Below are 17,137 nucleotides of genomic sequence, written 5' to 3'. Positions count from 1 at the left end.
TCTCATTGTTCCCGTAACTTCGCGGTCAGGCTGGCAAGCCCCCGATGCAGCGCGACCCGCACCGCACCCTCGCTCATCGCCAGTTTGGCCGCGGTATCCTTGATCGACGCACTCTCGACGGCGATCGACTGCAGGACGTCGCGCTGGCGCGCCGGCAGCGACGCCAACTGGGCGGCGACCTCGCCTGCCGACGCCGTCTCAACCGGGGCCTCGCCCGAGAGCACCTCGGCGAAATCGTCGATGTTGACGAACACCCGCCGCCCCCGGCGCCGCAGCGCGTCGATCAGCTTGTTGCGGGCGATCGCAAACAGCCATGGGGCAAACGGGGCGCTGACGTCCCAGGTGTGCCGCTTCAAATGCACCGCCAGCAAAATGTCCTGCACGATGTCCTCGGACTGATCGACCGGTTGCCCTGCACGCGCGAGCCCGCGGCGCGCCGCGGCCCGGAGCACCGGCGTGACGGCCTTGAGCAGGCGATGATACGCCGTACTGTCGCCTGAAATGGCCGACCGCATCAGGCCGGTCCATTCGTCCTCACGTTCGCGCACGCGCGCTCCCACCTTGCAATTCGGTCGCTTTTTCAATTTGTTACGTCGGGGCGACACGATCACGAAGTCGTGATCGACATGCCCCAGCGTATTTCTTCGCGCATCCTCATTCGGGAATCGGACAGCCGGTTCCTTGCCGGCTGGCTCATACCATCGATCGGCCCGGCTCGCACTCGCGCCGGCTGCCGCAACGCGGCTGCCCTGCTTTTGCCGTTCTTGCCCGAAGATTCCCTTTTTTTGCCCCGCTGTGGACACGGGGCGGGGTCTCATTTCGCCCTGGGGGCGGGGCAAATGGGGAGATTGCCACATGATCGTCAAAGCCAGCGGGCGCTCGGCCTTGATTGTTGCAACAGGACTCTTCGTATATTTCGCGGGGCCGACGCCGATAACGGCCACCAATACGGCCCTCGCGGCTACGACGTCGAAATCGGATAGCGCGACGTCTGGAAAGTCCGTCCGGCCGAGCACCCGCCACTGGAAACGTTACACGCGTCGGTCGGGCAAGATCGCGTCGAAACCTGCCGAGACCAGGAAGGACGTCGGCGACGCCTCGACCAACAGCGCGCTCACGATCCCGGCGTCGGTCGCCAACGCCAATGCGCAACTGGCTTCCGCCGATTTCCCCGCCGGCAGCGCCCAGGCGATGACGGCAAAGGCCCACATCCTGCTGGCGTCAGCCGACAAGCCGGGGGAAGCGCAGTCCACCACCGACGCCGTGGTCTCATCCGATCAACTCAATGATGTCGATCGCGCCCTGCAGCAGAACCCGGCCACGCAGACCGTCGCGATGGCCGCTGCCAAGCCCACCCCCGCGGCGCCGGTTCTGGCTTCCAGCCATGACAGTTCGACCTGGGATCAGACCTCGTTGATCGGGAAAATCTTCATCGCCTTTGGCGCATTGCTGACGATGGCCTCGGCGGCGCGCATGTTCATGGCGTGAGGTATTCGGCACCGGACGCGGCGAAATGCGTCCGGGCCGCCTCTTCAGCCCACTTGAAGCCCAGCCTACTTGAAGCCCAGCCTACTTGAAGCCTTGGCCGCCAGCGGGCACATTGCCCGCCAAATCAGGCACCGGGGTGAACCATGGCTACATTCGAACACATCATTGTCGAAAGCAAAGGCGCGGTTGGCATTATCACGCTGAACCGACCGAAAATGCTCAACGCGCTGTCGTTCGGCGTGTTCCGCGAGATCGCCGCCGCCGTCGACGACCTCGAAGCCGACGACGCGATTGGATGCATACTGGTGACCGGCAGCGAAAAGGCCTTTGCGGCAGGCGCCGACATCAAGGAAATGCAGCCAAAAACCTTCATCGACATGTTCTCCAGCGATTTCGCCGCCATCGGTGGCGACCGCATCGCCACCTGCCGCAAGCCGACGATCGCGGCTGTCAGCGGCTATGCACTCGGCGGCGGCTGCGAACTTGCGATGATGTGCGATATCATCATTGCCTCCGACACCGCCAAATTCGGCCAGCCGGAAATCACGCTCGGCACCATCCCCGGCATCGGCGGGACCCAACGGCTGACGCGCGCGATCGGCAAGTCCAAGGCGATGGATCTCTGTCTTACGGGACGGATGATGGACGCCGCGGAAGCCGAGCGTTCGGGCCTGGTCAGCCGCGTCGTGCCGGCTTCCAGCCTGATGGACGAAGCGCTGGCAGCGGCGGAAAAAATCGCCTCGATGTCGCGCCCGGCCGCCGCGATGGCCAAGGAAGCCATCAACCGGGCGTTCGAGACGCCGCTGTCGGAAGGCATGAACGTCGAGCGCAATCTGTTCCACTCGACCTTTGCGCTGGAAGACCGCTCCGAAGGCATGGCCGCGTTCATCGAGAAGCGCAAGCCGGTGAACAAGAACCGATAGGAGCGCGAGGTCTCTCCTATGTCGTCCCGGCCTTGAGCCGGGACCCATAGCCACTGTCGTGTGTTTTGCGAAGGCTGGAGCTACAGCCAGGCACAATAATCAGCATCGGTGGTTATGGGTCCCGGCTCAAGGCCGGGACGACGTAGAGATTATTCGTGGCTCCTTGCCAGCGCCGCATTCACCAGCGCGCGATAGGCCCGCTCGACAAATGTCGTCGGGCGGTCGAGGCCTAGTCGAGCCAGGCATTCGAGACGCGCGGTGTCGGGCGGCTGCGTCATTCCCTGCCAGAGCAGCCCGGGTAACCGCAGCGGCGTGCGCTGCGCTTCCCGCAACAATTGCAAGGCCGGGATCAGCCGCTGTTCGGTCTCCGTAAAATCGCTGCCGAACGGGAACGACGGCAGCAGGCCCGCCTCGCGCGCGGGCTTCAACGCTGCCGCGATTGCTTCCGGAAAATTCCGGCGATGCGCGGGCGGAATTTCAAAATCCTTCGGCAGCTTGCCGGCATCCTTGGCGACCTTTGCGAGTTCGGCCTGGAAGCGGGAGTCGGTCACGGCAAGCATCGCAGCGATGGTTTCGGCATCGGATTTTCCTCTGACGTCGGCGACGCCATATTCGGTGACGAAGACATCGCGCAGATGCCGCGGAATGGTCTGATGGCCGTAGTTCCAGAGGATGTTGGATTTCGCCTTAGCACCGGCCTGCCGGGTCGATTCCAGAGCCAGGACGGATCGCGCGCCCTGCAATGCGAACGCCTGCGCCACGAAATTATACTGCCCCCCAACACCGCTCACGACCTGACCGTTTTCGAGGCCGTCGGAAATCGCAGCGCCCATCAGGGTTGCCATCATCGCATTGTTGACGAAACGGGCATCGATGCGCGCGCGGCGTTTGATTTTCTCGTCGCCATAAAGCTGGTTGGTGAACGACACCGGCATCATCTGGATGCGCGCGATCTGTTCCGCCGGCATTTCGCGCAGCGTGCGATAAAACGCTTTCGGCCCGAGGAAAAACGCGCCGTGCAGCGTCACGCCATCGACTTCGCGCTTGAGTACGCCGGCGTCGATCAGGCCGAGAAACGCCTCGAACAGCATTTCGCTAACACCGTACAGCCCCTTCTCGAACGGTCCGCCCTGCGGCGCCGCTTGTTCCGGCGCGAGCCGCTTCATCACGGCGTGGAATTGCGCATTGTCGCGGTGACGAACGATCAGGCCCTGCGCCAGTGCATCGCCGACCTGACCGATGCCGATCTGCAGCGTGCCGCCATCGGGCACGAGGCTAGCTGCATGCAGGCCGATGGCATATTTGGTGTCGCTGATCGGCTCGGCCGGCGGCGCGAACAGCGGGAAGTCCGTCTCGGGGCTGTCGAGCACCGCGCTGAATTCGTCGCCCGCGAGATCGCCGGCGCCGGGCATGAACGGCAGTTCGGAATTGACTTGGCCCACCAGCCTGAACGACGCCCGGCCCTCGGCGCGGGCGCGCAAAATGTCGAGCGTGGTGTCGGTGTTGCAGCTCAGGCTGTAGCGCGCGACGCCACCCTCCACGCGCTTCGCTATCAATTGGGTGACGACATTGAGCCCGCGCGCCAGCAGATAGGACGCGGCATGCGTGTAGTTTGCAGAAATGTAATGCTGCTGCGGATACGGTACATGCAGCCACTTTCCGGCGAGGAAGAAAAATTCAATTACCTGGATGTTGGGCGGCAGCGCGCCGGCATGCAGCGCGGCGGCGTAGGTCAAATCGGGATAGCCGCCGAACAGCCGGTCGATGACGGGACCAATGAAGCGCTTTTCAAGCAGGCTGCCCGGCCTCGGCTTTTCCAGTGTCAACGCGGAAAACAAGGTCAGGCTGATCGAGCGGTCGGCGACGGCACGCGCATAGAGCGCATTGATGATGTGGTTGGCCTTGCCGAGCCCGAGCGGCAATCCGACCACGAGGTTGGTTCCGACATCGCGGATGATATCTTCCGCGATCGCTTCGGGGTCGGAAAACAGTTTCGGCATCAAAATGCGGATCCGGCGTCATGAAACGCCGACAGCCCTGGAATAGGACGCCGGCTGCTCCGAGCTATAACGCATTTGTTACCGAACTTCGTCTGTGACGAACCTGCAACAGCCGAGCGCCGAATTCCTGTGATGATGTCGCGCGACCGTTTGCCAGTGGCGGCACCGCCCCCTAAACAGGTAGATGTGACGAGGCCGTCGGCGGGGGCGGATGGGCCTTGGGTAGTTGCGGGATCAAATGGTTGGGCGTGCCGCTAGAGTTGGCCACGTTGCAAGGCGCGTGCTTCGATCGGGCATTTGCCTTGGCGTCGTGATTTGCGTGGCGTTTGCCGCGGCAGGCGCCCAAGCCGAAAACCTCCCGGATGCGCTGGCCAAGGCCTATCAGACCAATCCGCAGCTCAACGCCGAACGCGCGCGCCAGCGGGCCACCGACGAAGGCGTGCCGCAGGCGCTGGCGGGATACCGGCCGCAGATCGTCGCCAGCCTCACCGCCGGCCTGCAGGCGGTCCGCAATCTCCTGCCCGACAACACCGTGCAGTCGGCGAGCTTGAAACCCTGGACCATCGGGGTGACGGTGACTCAGACCCTGTTCAACGGCTTCAAGACCGCCAACAGCGTCCGCGTCGCAGAACTGCAGGTATCGTCCGGCCGCGAGGCCCTGCGCAATGTCGGCCAGGGTGTGCTGCTCGATGCCGTCACCGTCTACACCAACGTACTGGCCAATCAGTCGCTGGTGTCAGCGCAACGATCCAACGTCGCGTTCCTGCGGGAAACGCTGGGCATCACCCAGAAGCGCCTCAATGCCGGTGACGTGACGCCGACCGACACTGCCCAGGCTGAAGCCCGCCTCAACCGTGGCCTCGCCGACCTCAACGCCGCCGAGGTTGCGTTGGCCATCAGCCAGGCCACCTATACCCAGGTGATTGGCAACGCGCCGACGCAGTTGAGCCTCGCCGAAACCGTCGACCGCTATCTGCCGCGCAGCCGCGATGACGCCACCGGTCTCGCCTTCCAACAGCATCCGGCGGTCATGGCGGCCGCCTTTGACGTCGACGTCGCCTCGACCAGCATTCGCGTCGCCGAAAGCAGCCTGATGCCGACCATCACGATGCAAGGCAGCGTCAGCCGCAGCAAACAGTCGGATCCCACGCTCGGCACCTTCGGGACCGACCAGGCTTCGATAGCCGGCCAGCTCAACCAGCCGATCTACGATGGCGGCATGGCGGCCTCGCAGACCCGGCAGGCCAAGGAAATCTCAGCCCAAAGCCGGCTGGTGCTCGACCAGGTCCGCAACCAGGCGCGCACCGCGGCGGTCGGCGCCTGGGTTGCCAATGAAGGCGCCAAGGTCGCGGTGTCCGCTTCCGAATCCGAAGTGCGGGCTGCAACGGTCGCCTTGCAGGGCGTGCAGCGCGAGGCGGCGGGCGGCCAGCGGACCACTGTCGACGTGCTGAACTCGCAGCAGGATCTGATTTTGGCGAAGGCCCGCTTGATCGGCGCACAACGCGACCGCGTGATCGCCTCCTATACCCTGCTCAGCGCCATCGGCCGGCTTGACGTCAAGACGCTGGGGCTCAACACACCGGATTATCTGCCGGAAGTGCATTACCATCAGGTGCGCGACGCCTGGCACGGCCTGCGCACGCCGTCGGGACAGTAATCGCAACTTTGTCGCCGGTGTTAACTGCCCGCTGTTCATGTCCGCGATTTTTCATCACCGGGAATCTGCACTAGCTTAAAATTCGATCTGATTTGACTGCACCCGATTTTGATCGATCCATTTCTGCGAGGCCTCGTGATCTCAAACATCCTGCGCTGGTCGGGCAAGACGCTGCTGGCGCTCCTGATCTTGATCGTGATCGCGATAACGGCGTTCCGGATGGCGGCATCGATCCGCGAAACCCATACCCGCGCCGAACTGGCGCCGCCATCGGGCCGTCTGGTGCCGACCAGCACCGGTGGCGTGTTCGTGCAGGAAAAGGGCCCGGCGGATGGAATTCCCGTGGTGCTGTTTCACGGCACCGCGGCGTGGAGCGAACTCTGGCGGCACACGACCGGTGTGCTCGCCGCCGCCGGCTTCCGCGTCATCGCCCTCGACCTGCCGCCGTTTGGATTTTCGGAACGTCCGGGCAGCTACACAAGGGAGGATCAGGCTGCACGCATCAACGATGTTCTCGTCCATCTGAAATCCAGGCCAGCAATTATCGTCGGCCATTCCTTTGGCGCCGGTGCAGCGACCGAACTGGTGATGCGCTATCCGGACCGGGCGCGGGGCCTCGTACTGGTAGATGCGGCGCTGGGACTGACGGCCCCGCCGTCAGACGCGCCATGGATCGTCCAGCCGAAATGGATCCGCGAAATACTGGTTTCGCTGACCATCACCAATCCGGTGGCAACCAAGACGTTGCTCGAATCCCTGATCGAGAAAAAGGAACGCGCGCTGCCCGAATTCGTCACGATCCTGCAACGGCCGACGACGCAGCGCGACAGCACCCCCGACATCGCCGACTGGCTATATTACTTCCTCGGCGCCGACCGCAACGCCGTGAGTGCCGATCGCACCGCATATGCACGGGTGAAGCTCCCCGTCGCCATCCTGTGGGGTGACAAGGACAACACGACGCCGGTTGAGCAGGCGCTTGATCTGCGAACGCTGTTGCCGCCGGATACCACCCTCACCCTGCTGCCGGGTCTTGGCCATATTCCGCAAATCGAGGACCCCGCTTTGTTCAACGACGCCCTGCTCAAGGCGCTCGGAAAGCTCTAGACTTAAGGACAGATTCGAGCAGGCCGGAGGGATCATGGATATCATCAGATTGTGCGCCTGGGGCTACGCCGCCCTGCTCGGCTTCGTGATCCTGACCGGATACATCCCTGCCTTCATCGATCAGAACGACATGATCTTCGGCCTGTTCCGCCGCACCTGGTATGCCGACGGGCTGCATCTGGTTTCCGCGCTGTGGGCGCTCGCGGCAGCGCTGACCTCTCGCCGCGCCTCGGAACTGTTCTTCCAATTGTTCGGCGCGTTCTACTTTGCCGACGGCTTGCTCGGCCTCTTCACCGGCTCGGGCTATCTCGACTTCGGCATCCTGATCAACGGCGTGCTCAACCTTCCGCTGGCGACGCGCTTTTTCGCCAATGCGCCGCATCTCACCCTCGGCGGCGTTGCGATCCTGATCGGCTATCTGCTGGCGCCGCGGACGCGAGCGGCCGTTCATGCTTAAATGGCTGCGGCGCATTGCTGTCGTCATCGCGATCCTGATCGCGGTGTTCGTGCTTGCGCCGCTCGCCTATATCGAGGGCACCTGCCGCCCGTCTTCGGCAGCTTCGGCGTCACCTGCGCCGTCGGTGCCGCTGCCTGCGATCAACGAGCCGCGCTACCAGCGCAAGCAGAACAACACGTTCTTCACCTTTCCCGAATGGTACATCGTCTATTCGTTCGAGGATTTCGGCCGCTTCCTCGACCGCTCCAGCGAAAGCCATTTCAATTATCTCGGACACATTTTCGGATTCTGGCGCAGCTTCTGCACCATCAATCAGGCGGTGCCGCCGACCGGTGAATCGCTCACCGAAGTCAAGACCATGATCTATGTCATCGGCGTCAGCTACTCAATCGAATACGCGATCAAGGGATTTTACGAGAACACCATCGGCCGTGTGTTCGAATGGATTCGGGGCGAGGAACGGACCCCGCAAGACCTGTACGCGCGCAAGGTACTGCAGGACTACGCGGCGTTTCTTTACACCGTCCCCTGGTTCAAATTTCCGTTCCGCGAGAAGCTCGATGGCTTGATGGCGATCTCGGCGCGGACCGACAGCCCCTTGCGAACCTGGGAGCGCAGCTTCGCGCTCGGCACGGAATATTACCTCAAGGTCGGTTATGCCGCGCTGATCCAGAAAGCGCTCGATGCCGGTGGCGACGACGAGCCGCGCGACATCATGTTCGCGGTCGCAACGTTGCCGACGGCGGTGCTGGCGAAGGAGCCGCGCATCAAACCGATCCGCGCGCTGACGCCGCAATGGCAGCTGGTGCAGACGCCGCGCTACAAGGATTTCACCGAAATCCTGCAGAGCCTCCTGGATCAGGGATATGCCCTTGCCGAGATCGCCGGTAACCATGAAATCCTGATCACCGTGATCGCACCGGATGCCGCCAAGCTCGACGTCAAGGGGACGACGGAGCTGTTTTCACTGGAGCTTGATGCCAGACCCGGCTTTCGCAGGGCCGGCCTGAAGGCTAGGATCGACCGTCTCGTCGATATCAACCGCGACCTCAAGGCCAGGGGCGTGAGCATCGAGCATTTCTATGATTACTGAAACGCCACATCATCGCACGTTGCGGCCATTACGCCGGATCGCGGGCGCTTGCGCACTCGTGGTATGCGGTTGGCTTGTGATTGTGGTCGCTCTCACCTTCGGATCGGCGCCGGGCAAGTCGATGGCTATCATCGGCTCGCCGGCGCAGGCGCTGGCCATCATCGCCAAGGCCAACGGCCGCGTGCTGGCGGCGAGCGACTATGTCACCTTCGCGCGCTCAGACGATGCCGGCTTCGTCGCCCGCCTCTATGCCGCGGGCGCGCTATTGGTGCTGGATGCGGAGCAAGCCGGCGGCTGCAGCGGCCTGCCGCCCAGGCGCGTCGCGCAATTATGACGCATACTTCTGATAGAACGTATTCGTAAACAGCTCCGTCGGATCGTATTTCTTCTTCGCCGCGAAGAAGTCGTTGATCTCCGGATAGGACCGCTGCAACTGATCCTTCGAATAATAGAGCTGGTAGGGCAGGAAAAACCGGCCCTTGTGCGCGATCGTGAGATCGATCAGCTCTTCGGTCGCCTTCTTCATCCGCTTGTTGCCTTCATCATCCGTGGTCTGGTTGATGTAGAGCACCAGCGAGAATGCCGGCTCCGGCGAATAGGTCAGGAAGTTGTCTTCCTGATGCACGATGCGCACCGAGGCGTTCAGCAAATTGGTCTTGTTGTCGGTCAGCACCTTGCGCATGCCGTCGACAAAGGAGACGAACTGGCTGCGCGGGATGAAATATTCATGCAGAATGTCGGTATCGTCAGGCAGCGCGTTGCGCAAATACGGCACCGAGTCATGCATCGGGTCGTTGCGGTTGACGAGACAGGCTTCCGCCGAGCCGATCGCCTGCGCCCGCGTCACCGTGCAGGTTTCCATCCGATGCTCGATGTGCTTCTCGGACAGCCACTTCATTTCCTGGAACAGCGGGCCCTGCTTGGACAGGTTGATCGTCAGCCGCCGCAGCTTGGTGCCCGAGACCTCGCCAAGCGGTTCGCGCTTGAAATCTGATCCGTCGACCTTGGTGTAGGTATAGAGCAGCAATTCCTGCAGGAAGCTGCTCGGCGCGGTCGAGAGGTGGCCGTACATCAGGCCGATACTGGCATCCTTCTCGATCTCCCTGGCGAACAGCCTCGGAAACTCCTTGTAGTCCATGATGCGGCGTCCGGTCTGGTAAACCAGATTGTCGGCGATATCGAGTTCGGCCTCGACGATCACGCCGAACAGGCCATAGCCGCCGACCACGAGGTTGAACAACTCCTTGTTCTCGGTTTCCGACACCGTGCGCAACGTGCCATCCGCCAGCATCACGCGCATCGACTTGATCGATTTGCGGAGCGCACCGGCCTGATGGTCCATGCCGTGGGCATTGACCGAGATCGAACCGCCGACGCTGAAAATATCGGTCGACTGCATCGCGCGCACCGCAAAGCGCGGGTGCAGCAGGTTCTGGATGTCGTGCCAGGTCGCGCCCGGCTGCACGGTGGTCGATCGCCGGTTCTCGTTGAGCACGATCTTGTTGAAGCCGCGCATGTCCAGCACGATGCCGCCCTTGCGGAACGCCTGCCCGCCCATGCTGTGGCGGACGCCGGCGGTCGTGACCGAGAGCTTGTTGTCGCGCGCGAACGTCAATGTCTTGGCGATGTCGTCGACGCTGCGCACCTCAACCACGCCGTAGATTTCGGTCTTGTTGAGATAGCTGGCATCATTGATGCTGCCGCCGAGCTGCGACCATTTTACGTCTTTCAGCGGTGCGATCGCCTTGATCCGCTCCAGATCGATTTTGGCCTGCTCGCCACCCCCCACCGCCGGTCCGCAATCCTTTTCGCCACTGGGATCGGCGGCAAGAGCCTGCAGTTTGCGGTAGCCGTAAACCCCAAACAGCACCACGACCACCGCGGCGACGGACGCCCCGGTTTTGAACTTCTGTGAAAATTTTCGCATGAATTGATTCCAGGTGATGTCCGATAGTCCCGGCAGGTGGATAATTAGTCAAATGGCCGAGCTTATGGTTCGATAACGTACTGATTTTACGGAACGACAAATCCGTTTTAACGCGCCCTCCTTGAGAACACCGAGATCAGCACCGGCAGCGTGATCAGGATGACGATTGGCGCCAGCATCATGCCGGTGACGACCACCACCGCCAGCGGCTTTTGCACTTGCGAGCCGATCCCCGCCGACAGCGCCGCCGGCAGCAGCCCGACGCCAGCCACGACGCAGGTCATCAGCACCGGCCGCAATTGCAATTCGCCGGTGCGGATCACGGCACGCATCCGCTCATAGCCTTCGTCGATCAATTGATTGTACTGCGACAGGATGATGATGCCGTCCATGACAGCGATGCCGAACAGCGCGATGAAGCCGATCGCCGCCGACACGCTGAACGGAATCCCTGAGATCAAGAGCCCGAGCACGCCGCCGAAGATCGCCATCGGGATCACGCTCATCGCCAATAGTGTGTCGACCATCGATCCGAAATTGAAGAACAGCAGCACCGCGATCAGCGCCAGGCTGATCGGCACCACGATCGACAGCCGCTTGATGGCGTCCTGCAGATTGCCGAATTCGCCGACCCACTCGACCCGCGATCCCGGCGGCAGCTGCACCTGCGCGGCGACCTTGTCCTGCGCTTCCCGGATCGCGCTGCCGAGGTCGCGCTCACGGACCGAGAACTTGATCGGCAGATAGCGCTCCTGCCCCTCGCGGTAGATATAGGCGGCGCCCGAGATCAGATTGATCGAGGCGACCTCGCTGAGCGGGATCTGCGTGATGGTGCCATTCGGGCCCGGGGCGCCGATCCGCAAATTATGAATCGCCTCGGCGCTCTTGCGATATTCCGGGGCGAGACGAACGATGATCGGGAAATGCCGGTCGCTGCCGGGTTCATAGATGTCGCCGGCGCTGTCGCCGCCGACCGCGACCTTGATGGTGGCGTTGATATCGCCGGGCGACAGGCCGTAGCGCGCCGCCCGCGCGCGATCGACATCGATCTGGATCGTGGGCTGACCGAGCGAGGTGAATACCGCCAGATCCGTCACGCCCTGCACGGTGGCGAGGACGGACTTGATCTTGTTGGCGGTGTCGGTCAGCGCCTGCAGATCGTTGCCGTATAGCTTGATCGAGTTCTCGCCCTTGACGCCCGACACCGCCTCTGAGACGTTATCCTGCAGATATTGCGAGAAGTTGAACTCGACGCCGGGGAATTTTTCCTGCAACTGCGCCAGCAATTGCGCGGTCAGTTCGTCCTTGTCATGGGTGTTGGGCCATTCTCTGGCGGGCTTCAACGGCGCGAAGAATTCGGCATTGAACAGGCCCGCGGCGTCGGTGCCGTCGTCGGGGCGGCCGTGCTGCGAGACCACCGATTCCACCTCGGGCCGGCTGCGGATCATCCTGCGCATTTCGTTGACGTAGGTATTGCCTTCCTGCAGCGAGATGGTCGGCGGCAGGGTGGCTCTGATCCACAGATTGCCCTCTTCCAGCTTGGGCAGGAATTCCAGCCCGAGCAGCCGCGCGAACACGATGGTCGTGATCGCGAGGACCGCAGCGCCGGCCATCACGATCCGGCGGTTGGCGACCGCCCATCGCAGCACCGGCAGATAGAGCCGGTCGAGTTGCCGCATGATCCAGGTTTCGGTGTGCTCCATATGCGAGGGCAGGATGATGGCACTCAGCGCCGGCGTGACGGTGAAGGTCGCCAGCAAGCCGCCCGCCAATGCATAGGCATAGGTCCGTGCCATCGGCCCGAAGATGTTGCCTTCGACGCCGCTCAGCGTGAACAGCGGCAGGAAGGCGGCGATGATGATGGCGGCGGCGAAGAAGATCGAACGCGACACGTCGGCGGATGCGGACAGGATGGCGTGGCTCTTCATTCCCCTCGTGGTGTCGAAGGAGATCTGGCTGCGCTCGGCTTCCGACAACGCCGTGGTCTGCGACAGCCGGCGGAAGATCGCCTCCACCATGATCACGGTGGCGTCGACGATCAGTCCGAAATCGATCGCACCGACCGAGAGCAGATTGGCGGATTCGCCGCGCAGCACCAGGATGATGACGGCGAAGAACAGCGCGAACGGGATCGTGGCGCCGACGATCAGCGCGCTTCTGAGATCGCCGAGGAACAGCCATTGCAGCAGCACGATCAGGATGATCCCGACCACCATGTTGTGCAGCACGGTGTGGGTGGTGATGTCGATCAGGTCCTTGCGGTCGTAGATCCGCTCGATCTTGACCCCCGGCGGCAGGATGCTGGAATTGTTGATGGACGCGACCAGCTGCTCGACGCGGGTGATGGTCGGCGCACTCTGTTCGCCGCGCCGCATCAGCACGATGCCCTGCACGATGTCGTCGTCCTGGTCGAGGCCGGCAATGCCGAGCCGCGGCTTCTCCCCTATCGTGACATGCGCGATGTCGCTGACCAGCACCGGATTGCCGCCCGATTGCGACACCATGGTGTTGTTGAGGTCGTCGATCGAGCGGATCAGTCCGACGCCGCGCACCACGGCGGATTGCGCGCCGATATTGACGGTGTTGCCGCCGACATTGATGTTGGCGTTGCTGACCGCCTGCAGCACCTGCGGCAGCGTCAGGCCGTTGGCGACCAGCTTGTTGAAATCGACCTGCAGCTCATAGGTCTTGGTCTTGCCGCCCCAGCCGGTGACGTCGATCACGCCGGGCACGGCGCGGAAGCGGCGCTGCAACACCCAGTCCTGCAGCGTCTTCAGATCGAGCACGCTGTAGTTCGGCGGGCCCTTCAGCCGGTAGCGGTAGATTTCGCCGATCGGGCTGAGCGGCGAAATGCCGGGCTGCACGTTACCCGGCAGGGGCGCGAGCTGCGACAGGCGGTTCAATACCTGCTGCAGCGCTTCATCATAGGTGTAGTCGAACGAGAACTGCAGTTTGACGTCGGACAGGCCGTACAGCGAGATGGTGCGGATGGTGCGCAGGTTCTTGATGCCGGCGACCTGGGTCTCGATCGGGATCGTGATGTAGCGTTCGATCTCTTCCGACGACAGGCCCGGACTTTGCGTCACGATGTCGACCATCGGCGGGGTCGGGTCGGGATAGGCCTCGATGTTGAGCTGCCTGAACGCGATCAGGCCGCCGACCATCACCGCGACGAACATGCCGACCATTAAATAGCGGCGGCTGACGGCAAGGGCGACGAGGCGATCCATCCAGATCGAAGCTTTCAGTGAGTAGAGCGGGAGATCAGCTGCCGGACGCGGCCCGGTCGATGAACAGCGCGCCCTTTGTCACGATCAGCTCGCCGGGCTTCAGATTGCCGATCACTTCGACGAGATCGCCGTTGGCAAGGCCCGCCTTGATCTGGCGGAGTTCGATCGTGTGGTCCTCATGCGCGACCCAGATCCGGACCTGGTCCCCCTCGTAGATCAGCGCCGTTTTCGGCACCCCGACCGCCGGGTGATCGCCCGCCGAATAGATCGTCACATTGGCAAACATTTCCGGCTTGAGCACGCCGTTGGTGTTGTCGACGGTGGCGCGCACCAGGAGCCGGCGCGTCGCCGGATCGATCGCGGTGGAAACGTAATTGACGCGCGCCGACAGCGCCTGTTTCGGCAACGCCAGCACGTTGAACGTGACGTCCTGCCCGACCGCAACATTGGCGGCGTCGGTCTCACGCACGAAGGCGACCATCCAGACGGTGGAGAGATCGCCAATGACATAGACCGGATCGCTGGCGCCGGAGTTCACATACTGGCCGGGGCCGATCTTGCGCTGGACCACGGTGCCGGCGATCGGCGCGAAGATGGTGGTTTCCGGATTGATGCGGCCCTTTTCCTGGAAGGTCGCGATGTCCTCGTCGGTGAGGCCGAGAATGCGCAGCTTGTTGCGCGCCGCTTCCATCGCCGTCTGCGAGGAGCGCATGTCGTTCTGCGCCTGGATCAGCGTCGCCTGGCTCTGCTGATAATCCTTGAGCGGAACGGCCTTGCCTTCGAACAGATCCTTGGCGCGCTGGCCCTGCAGTTGCGCCAGATCGAGCGCGGACTTGGCCTTGTTCATGGCGCTCATTGCGCCGATGAAATCGTTCTGCGCCTGCACGTTGTCGGCAGCCTCGATCACGAACAGCGGCTGACCCTTAACGACATTATCGCCGGGCCGGACCAGAAGCCGGGTGACCCGGCCGGCATAGGGCGAGAACACCGGCGTCGAGCGATCCTCATCGATCGCAATCTTGCCTTCGGTGACGTGCTCGGCCCGGAAGCCCCGCGTGGCAACGGGCTGGATGGTCAGGCTGGCCCATTCGGCCGGCGACAGCTTGTAGCGCTGCTGTCCTCCCTTGCGGGACTGGCTCGACACCTCGGAATGCTTGGGCGCGGTTCCGTTGAACTGCACGAATCCATAGACGCCCGCGCCTGCAAGCAGGAGCGCGGCGATCAATACCGCCGGTCGTCGTCGGCTAAATAGCCGTAATTGCTCAATCAATTTGTTACGCATGCGGTTTGTTCAACTCAGCAATGGCGACAATTTGCCTCACCCTGCGCTAATAGTGCCTAATCGGAGTTCCAAACAAGCGAAAAAACGAAGACAGCCGTTAAAATTTGGGGAGGTCGGCCTGAACGCCGGCTGAAAATATCTACTCGCGCGCCGGCCATTGCTGCCGAGCGGCATCGCCGGGCGAGCCCAGAACGCCGGGGTTTTCGACAACAGCGCCGAGTGGACCGCAGGGCACCAAAGCCGGAAGCCACCTCCTCGATAAAAGGCATCACGGTTTCCCCATTCAAATCCCCGGTCTTGAAGCCATCGGCAACGCGACCGAGATTCCACAGCCACCGACCGGTCTGCGCCAGCGACACCCGAACGTGCCAGCTGCCGCCTTCGCGCGACTGCCGCGCCTTGGCCATCATGGCGCCGAACGCCATGAGGTAACCGGTGGCGTGGTCCAGGATCTGCGCCGGCAGTTCTTTCGGCCCGTCGATTCCGGCCGCCTGCCCTTCGGCATGGTTGAAGCCCGTGGACGTCTGCACCAGCGAGTCGAACCCGCGGCGCTCCGCCCAGGGACCTTCATGACCATAGGCGGACAGCGTCACGTAGACGATCCCTGGACGAATGCGGGCCGCCTCTTCCGGTGCAAAGCCGAGGCCGGCGATCGCGCGCGGCCGGTAGCCCTGCGAAACAATATCGGCCTGCGCCAATAGATCGCGAAACACCGCGCGGCCTTGTTCGCTCTTCAGTTCGACAAAGCTCGTCAGCTTGCCGCGCCCGGTATCGATCGTAAGCCAGGGAATCGCCGGCAGATTTGGACCTGAGATCAGCAGCACGTCGGCGCCGTGGGCGGCGAGCGTGCGGCCCGCGACGGGACCTGCGATCACGCGCGACAGATCGAGCACGCGAATGCCGGCGAGCGGCCGGTCGCCCTTCGGCCACGGTTTTGGTGCGGCATCGCCGATCTTCTCGATTGTGATCAGAGGCAATCCGGCAAGCGCCCTGGCGTGCGGCGTTGCGGACCATTCGTCGTGCGAACGCATCATCGACACCACGCCGCCAGCGGCATAGGCCGCGGTCTCGAACGCCTCGCCATCCCATTGCATCAGCGCGGCCTGCACCTCGTCGCGCTCCGGCTTGCAGTTCAACACCTTGCAGACGGCGTCGCGGTGATGCGGGAAATTGGTGTGCAGCCGCACGAAGCGCGCATTGCCTGTTTTGTAGACGCCGGCGATCGCGTCCCAGGCCGGCGGCGGCGGCTTGTCGTCGACGCGCAGATAACGTTCGGAGCGGCATTCGACCACGGCGTGGCGCATGTCGATGGTAACGTCCTGCGATTGCCCGCTGCGCAACTTCCAGATTTCGGCAGCGGCAAGGCCGGTCGCGGCAACGCTGGCCTGCGCCGCGGCGCCGACGCGAAACGACGACGGCAGTTGCGGCTCTTCGCCGGTCAGCTTGACGGCATCGAGCGCGGAAGCTTCGCCGCCGGCCGACGTCCAGATATCGCCGAGAATTTCACGCGGGCTTTGCATGGCCGTCTCTCTTCCCTACGTTTCAAAAGCTCTGCCCGACCTCAAAAGGAGTTGCAATGGCCGCCTTAAACTGGAAGGCCGGGTGGCCCGCTGGTCGGTGCGGTGCCGGAGTAGTCTGTCGTCCCGGCCTTGAGCCGGGACCCATACCGCGTGATGCTCATTGTTGCAGAAGGTGTCTAACGCCAGCGCTCTAACGGATAGGCCGCGGCGTATGGGTCCCGGCGCAAGGCCGGGACGACGGCGGTGTTTGTAGCTGCACCGCGCACTAAGCGCACTTTCACCTTCTCGCGACGCATTGCGCCCGAGCTTTGCTGGAAACTTCCCGCCCTAAATACAGAGGGCGCAGGGAAGACCGGGTGCGCGCTGCACCCGCGGTCTCGTGTGCGAATAGTGCAAAGAAAGCTGCACACGAGCATACAGGGCAGCGGAGGACACCCGACATTCCCTGCGCAA

General features: G+C 63.0%; 12 protein-coding genes and 1 pseudogene. 7 read left to right on the top strand and 6 right to left on the bottom strand.

Annotated features, from left to right (window positions below; all coding sequences use genetic code 11):
* Positions 1 to 2 precede the first annotated feature (2 nt).
* Entirely contained in the window at positions 3 to 548 is a 546-nt protein-coding gene (locus tag JQ609_RS03030) for a sigma-70 family RNA polymerase sigma factor (RefSeq protein ID WP_212271955.1), read from the bottom strand.
* A 307-nt stretch (positions 549 to 855) separates the two neighbouring features.
* On the opposite strand from JQ609_RS03030, the gene JQ609_RS03025 reads away from it, so the two are divergent.
* Together JQ609_RS03025 and JQ609_RS03020 are read left to right on the top strand one after the other, a co-directional pair.
* Positions 856 to 1,488: a hypothetical protein gene (locus tag JQ609_RS03025; RefSeq protein ID WP_249119640.1), complete on the top strand. Its 633-nt coding sequence runs from the start codon at positions 856 to 858 to the stop codon at positions 1,486 to 1,488.
* A 143-nt stretch (positions 1,489 to 1,631) separates the two neighbouring features.
* Positions 1,632 to 2,411, top strand: coding sequence for an enoyl-CoA hydratase (locus JQ609_RS03020; RefSeq protein ID WP_192737398.1), 780 nt, complete (start codon positions 1,632 to 1,634; stop codon positions 2,409 to 2,411).
* A gap of 149 nt (positions 2,412 to 2,560) precedes the next feature.
* Here the strand turns inward: JQ609_RS03020 and JQ609_RS03015 are convergent, their stop codons facing one another.
* Complete coding sequence (locus JQ609_RS03015) at positions 2,561 to 4,411, bottom strand: acetyl-CoA hydrolase/transferase C-terminal domain-containing protein (RefSeq protein ID WP_212271954.1); 1,851 nt, start codon at positions 4,409 to 4,411, stop codon at positions 2,561 to 2,563.
* 238 nt (positions 4,412 to 4,649) lie between these two features.
* Here JQ609_RS03015 and JQ609_RS03010 point away from each other — a divergent pair, with 238 nt between their 5' ends.
* The 5 genes from JQ609_RS03010 to JQ609_RS02990 all read left to right on the top strand — a co-directional run bounded on the left by JQ609_RS03010 (position 4,650) and on the right by JQ609_RS02990 (position 9,059).
* On the top strand, positions 4,650 to 6,068 hold the full coding sequence (locus tag JQ609_RS03010) for a TolC family outer membrane protein (RefSeq protein ID WP_212271953.1): 1,419 nt from the start codon (positions 4,650 to 4,652) through the stop codon (positions 6,066 to 6,068).
* Positions 6,069 to 6,203: 135 nt separating this feature from the next.
* On the top strand, positions 6,204 to 7,175 hold the full coding sequence (locus JQ609_RS03005) for an alpha/beta fold hydrolase (RefSeq protein WP_212271952.1): 972 nt from the start codon (positions 6,204 to 6,206) through the stop codon (positions 7,173 to 7,175).
* A gap of 34 nt (positions 7,176 to 7,209) precedes the next feature.
* Positions 7,210 to 7,632 carry a hypothetical protein gene (locus JQ609_RS03000; RefSeq protein ID WP_212205293.1) on the top strand — a complete coding sequence of 141 codons (423 nt, stop codon included), beginning with the start codon at positions 7,210 to 7,212 and terminating at the stop codon, positions 7,630 to 7,632.
* Positions 7,625 to 8,725 carry a hypothetical protein gene (locus tag JQ609_RS02995; protein ID WP_212271951.1) on the top strand — a complete coding sequence of 367 codons (1,101 nt, stop codon included), beginning with the start codon at positions 7,625 to 7,627 and terminating at the stop codon, positions 8,723 to 8,725. Before JQ609_RS03000 ends, JQ609_RS02995 begins: the two co-directional genes overlap by 8 nt.
* Positions 8,726 to 8,807: 82 nt before the next feature.
* Complete coding sequence (locus tag JQ609_RS02990; RefSeq protein ID WP_212271950.1) at positions 8,808 to 9,059, top strand: hypothetical protein; 252 nt, start codon at positions 8,808 to 8,810, stop codon at positions 9,057 to 9,059.
* On the opposite strand, the gene JQ609_RS02985 is transcribed toward JQ609_RS02990, so the two are convergent.
* From JQ609_RS02985 to JQ609_RS02970, 4 genes and pseudogenes are all read right to left on the bottom strand, one after another.
* Positions 9,054 to 10,652, bottom strand: a complete 1,599-nt coding sequence (locus tag JQ609_RS02985; protein ID WP_212271949.1) for an FAD-binding protein — start codon at positions 10,650 to 10,652, stop codon at positions 9,054 to 9,056. The genes JQ609_RS02990 and JQ609_RS02985 overlap by 6 nt on opposite strands.
* Before the next feature lie 107 nt (positions 10,653 to 10,759).
* Positions 10,760 to 13,882, bottom strand: a complete 3,123-nt coding sequence (locus JQ609_RS02980; RefSeq protein WP_212271948.1) for an efflux RND transporter permease subunit — start codon at positions 13,880 to 13,882, stop codon at positions 10,760 to 10,762.
* Positions 13,883 to 13,916: 34 nt separating this feature from the next.
* Positions 13,917 to 15,164 carry an efflux RND transporter periplasmic adaptor subunit gene (locus JQ609_RS02975; RefSeq protein ID WP_212271947.1) on the bottom strand — a complete coding sequence of 416 codons (1,248 nt, stop codon included), beginning with the start codon at positions 15,162 to 15,164 and terminating at the stop codon, positions 13,917 to 13,919.
* Positions 15,165 to 15,320: 156 nt separating this feature from the next.
* Positions 15,321 to 16,684: pseudogene (locus JQ609_RS02970) on the bottom strand (CoA transferase); the annotation flags it as partial.
* Positions 16,685 to 17,137: the final 453 nt, after the last annotated feature.

Origin of the sequence: Bradyrhizobium sp. AUGA SZCCT0169 (genome assembly GCF_018130085.1) — a bacterium.
GTDB lineage: Bacteria > Pseudomonadota > Alphaproteobacteria > Rhizobiales > Xanthobacteraceae > Bradyrhizobium.
The sequence above is the reverse complement of the archived record's forward strand: the minus strand, read 5'-3'. Positions and strand labels throughout refer to the sequence as shown.

What these genes read in the sequence shown, in the direction of transcription:
- JQ609_RS03025 (WP_249119640.1), top strand. Translation starts at nt 856, where the DNA reads ATGATCGTCAAAGCCAGCGGGCGCTCGGCCTTGATTGTTGCAACAGGA.
- JQ609_RS03020 (WP_192737398.1), top strand. Translation starts at nt 1,632, where the DNA reads ATGGCTACATTCGAACACATCATTGTCGAAAGCAAAGGCGCGGTTGGC.
- JQ609_RS03000 (WP_212205293.1), top strand. Translation starts at nt 7,210, where the DNA reads ATGGATATCATCAGATTGTGCGCCTGGGGCTACGCCGCCCTGCTCGGC.
- JQ609_RS02975 (WP_212271947.1), bottom strand. Translation starts at nt 15,164, where the DNA reads ATGCGTAACAAATTGATTGAGCAATTACGGCTATTTAGCCGACGACGA.
- JQ609_RS02995 (WP_212271951.1), top strand. Translation starts at nt 7,625, where the DNA reads ATGCTTAAATGGCTGCGGCGCATTGCTGTCGTCATCGCGATCCTGATC.
- JQ609_RS02985 (WP_212271949.1), bottom strand. Translation starts at nt 10,652, where the DNA reads ATGCGAAAATTTTCACAGAAGTTCAAAACCGGGGCGTCCGTCGCCGCG.
- JQ609_RS02980 (WP_212271948.1), bottom strand. Translation starts at nt 13,882, where the DNA reads ATGGATCGCCTCGTCGCCCTTGCCGTCAGCCGCCGCTATTTAATGGTC.
- JQ609_RS03015 (WP_212271954.1), bottom strand. Translation starts at nt 4,411, where the DNA reads ATGCCGAAACTGTTTTCCGACCCCGAAGCGATCGCGGAAGATATCATC.
- JQ609_RS03010 (WP_212271953.1), top strand. Translation starts at nt 4,650, where the DNA reads ATGGTTGGGCGTGCCGCTAGAGTTGGCCACGTTGCAAGGCGCGTGCTT.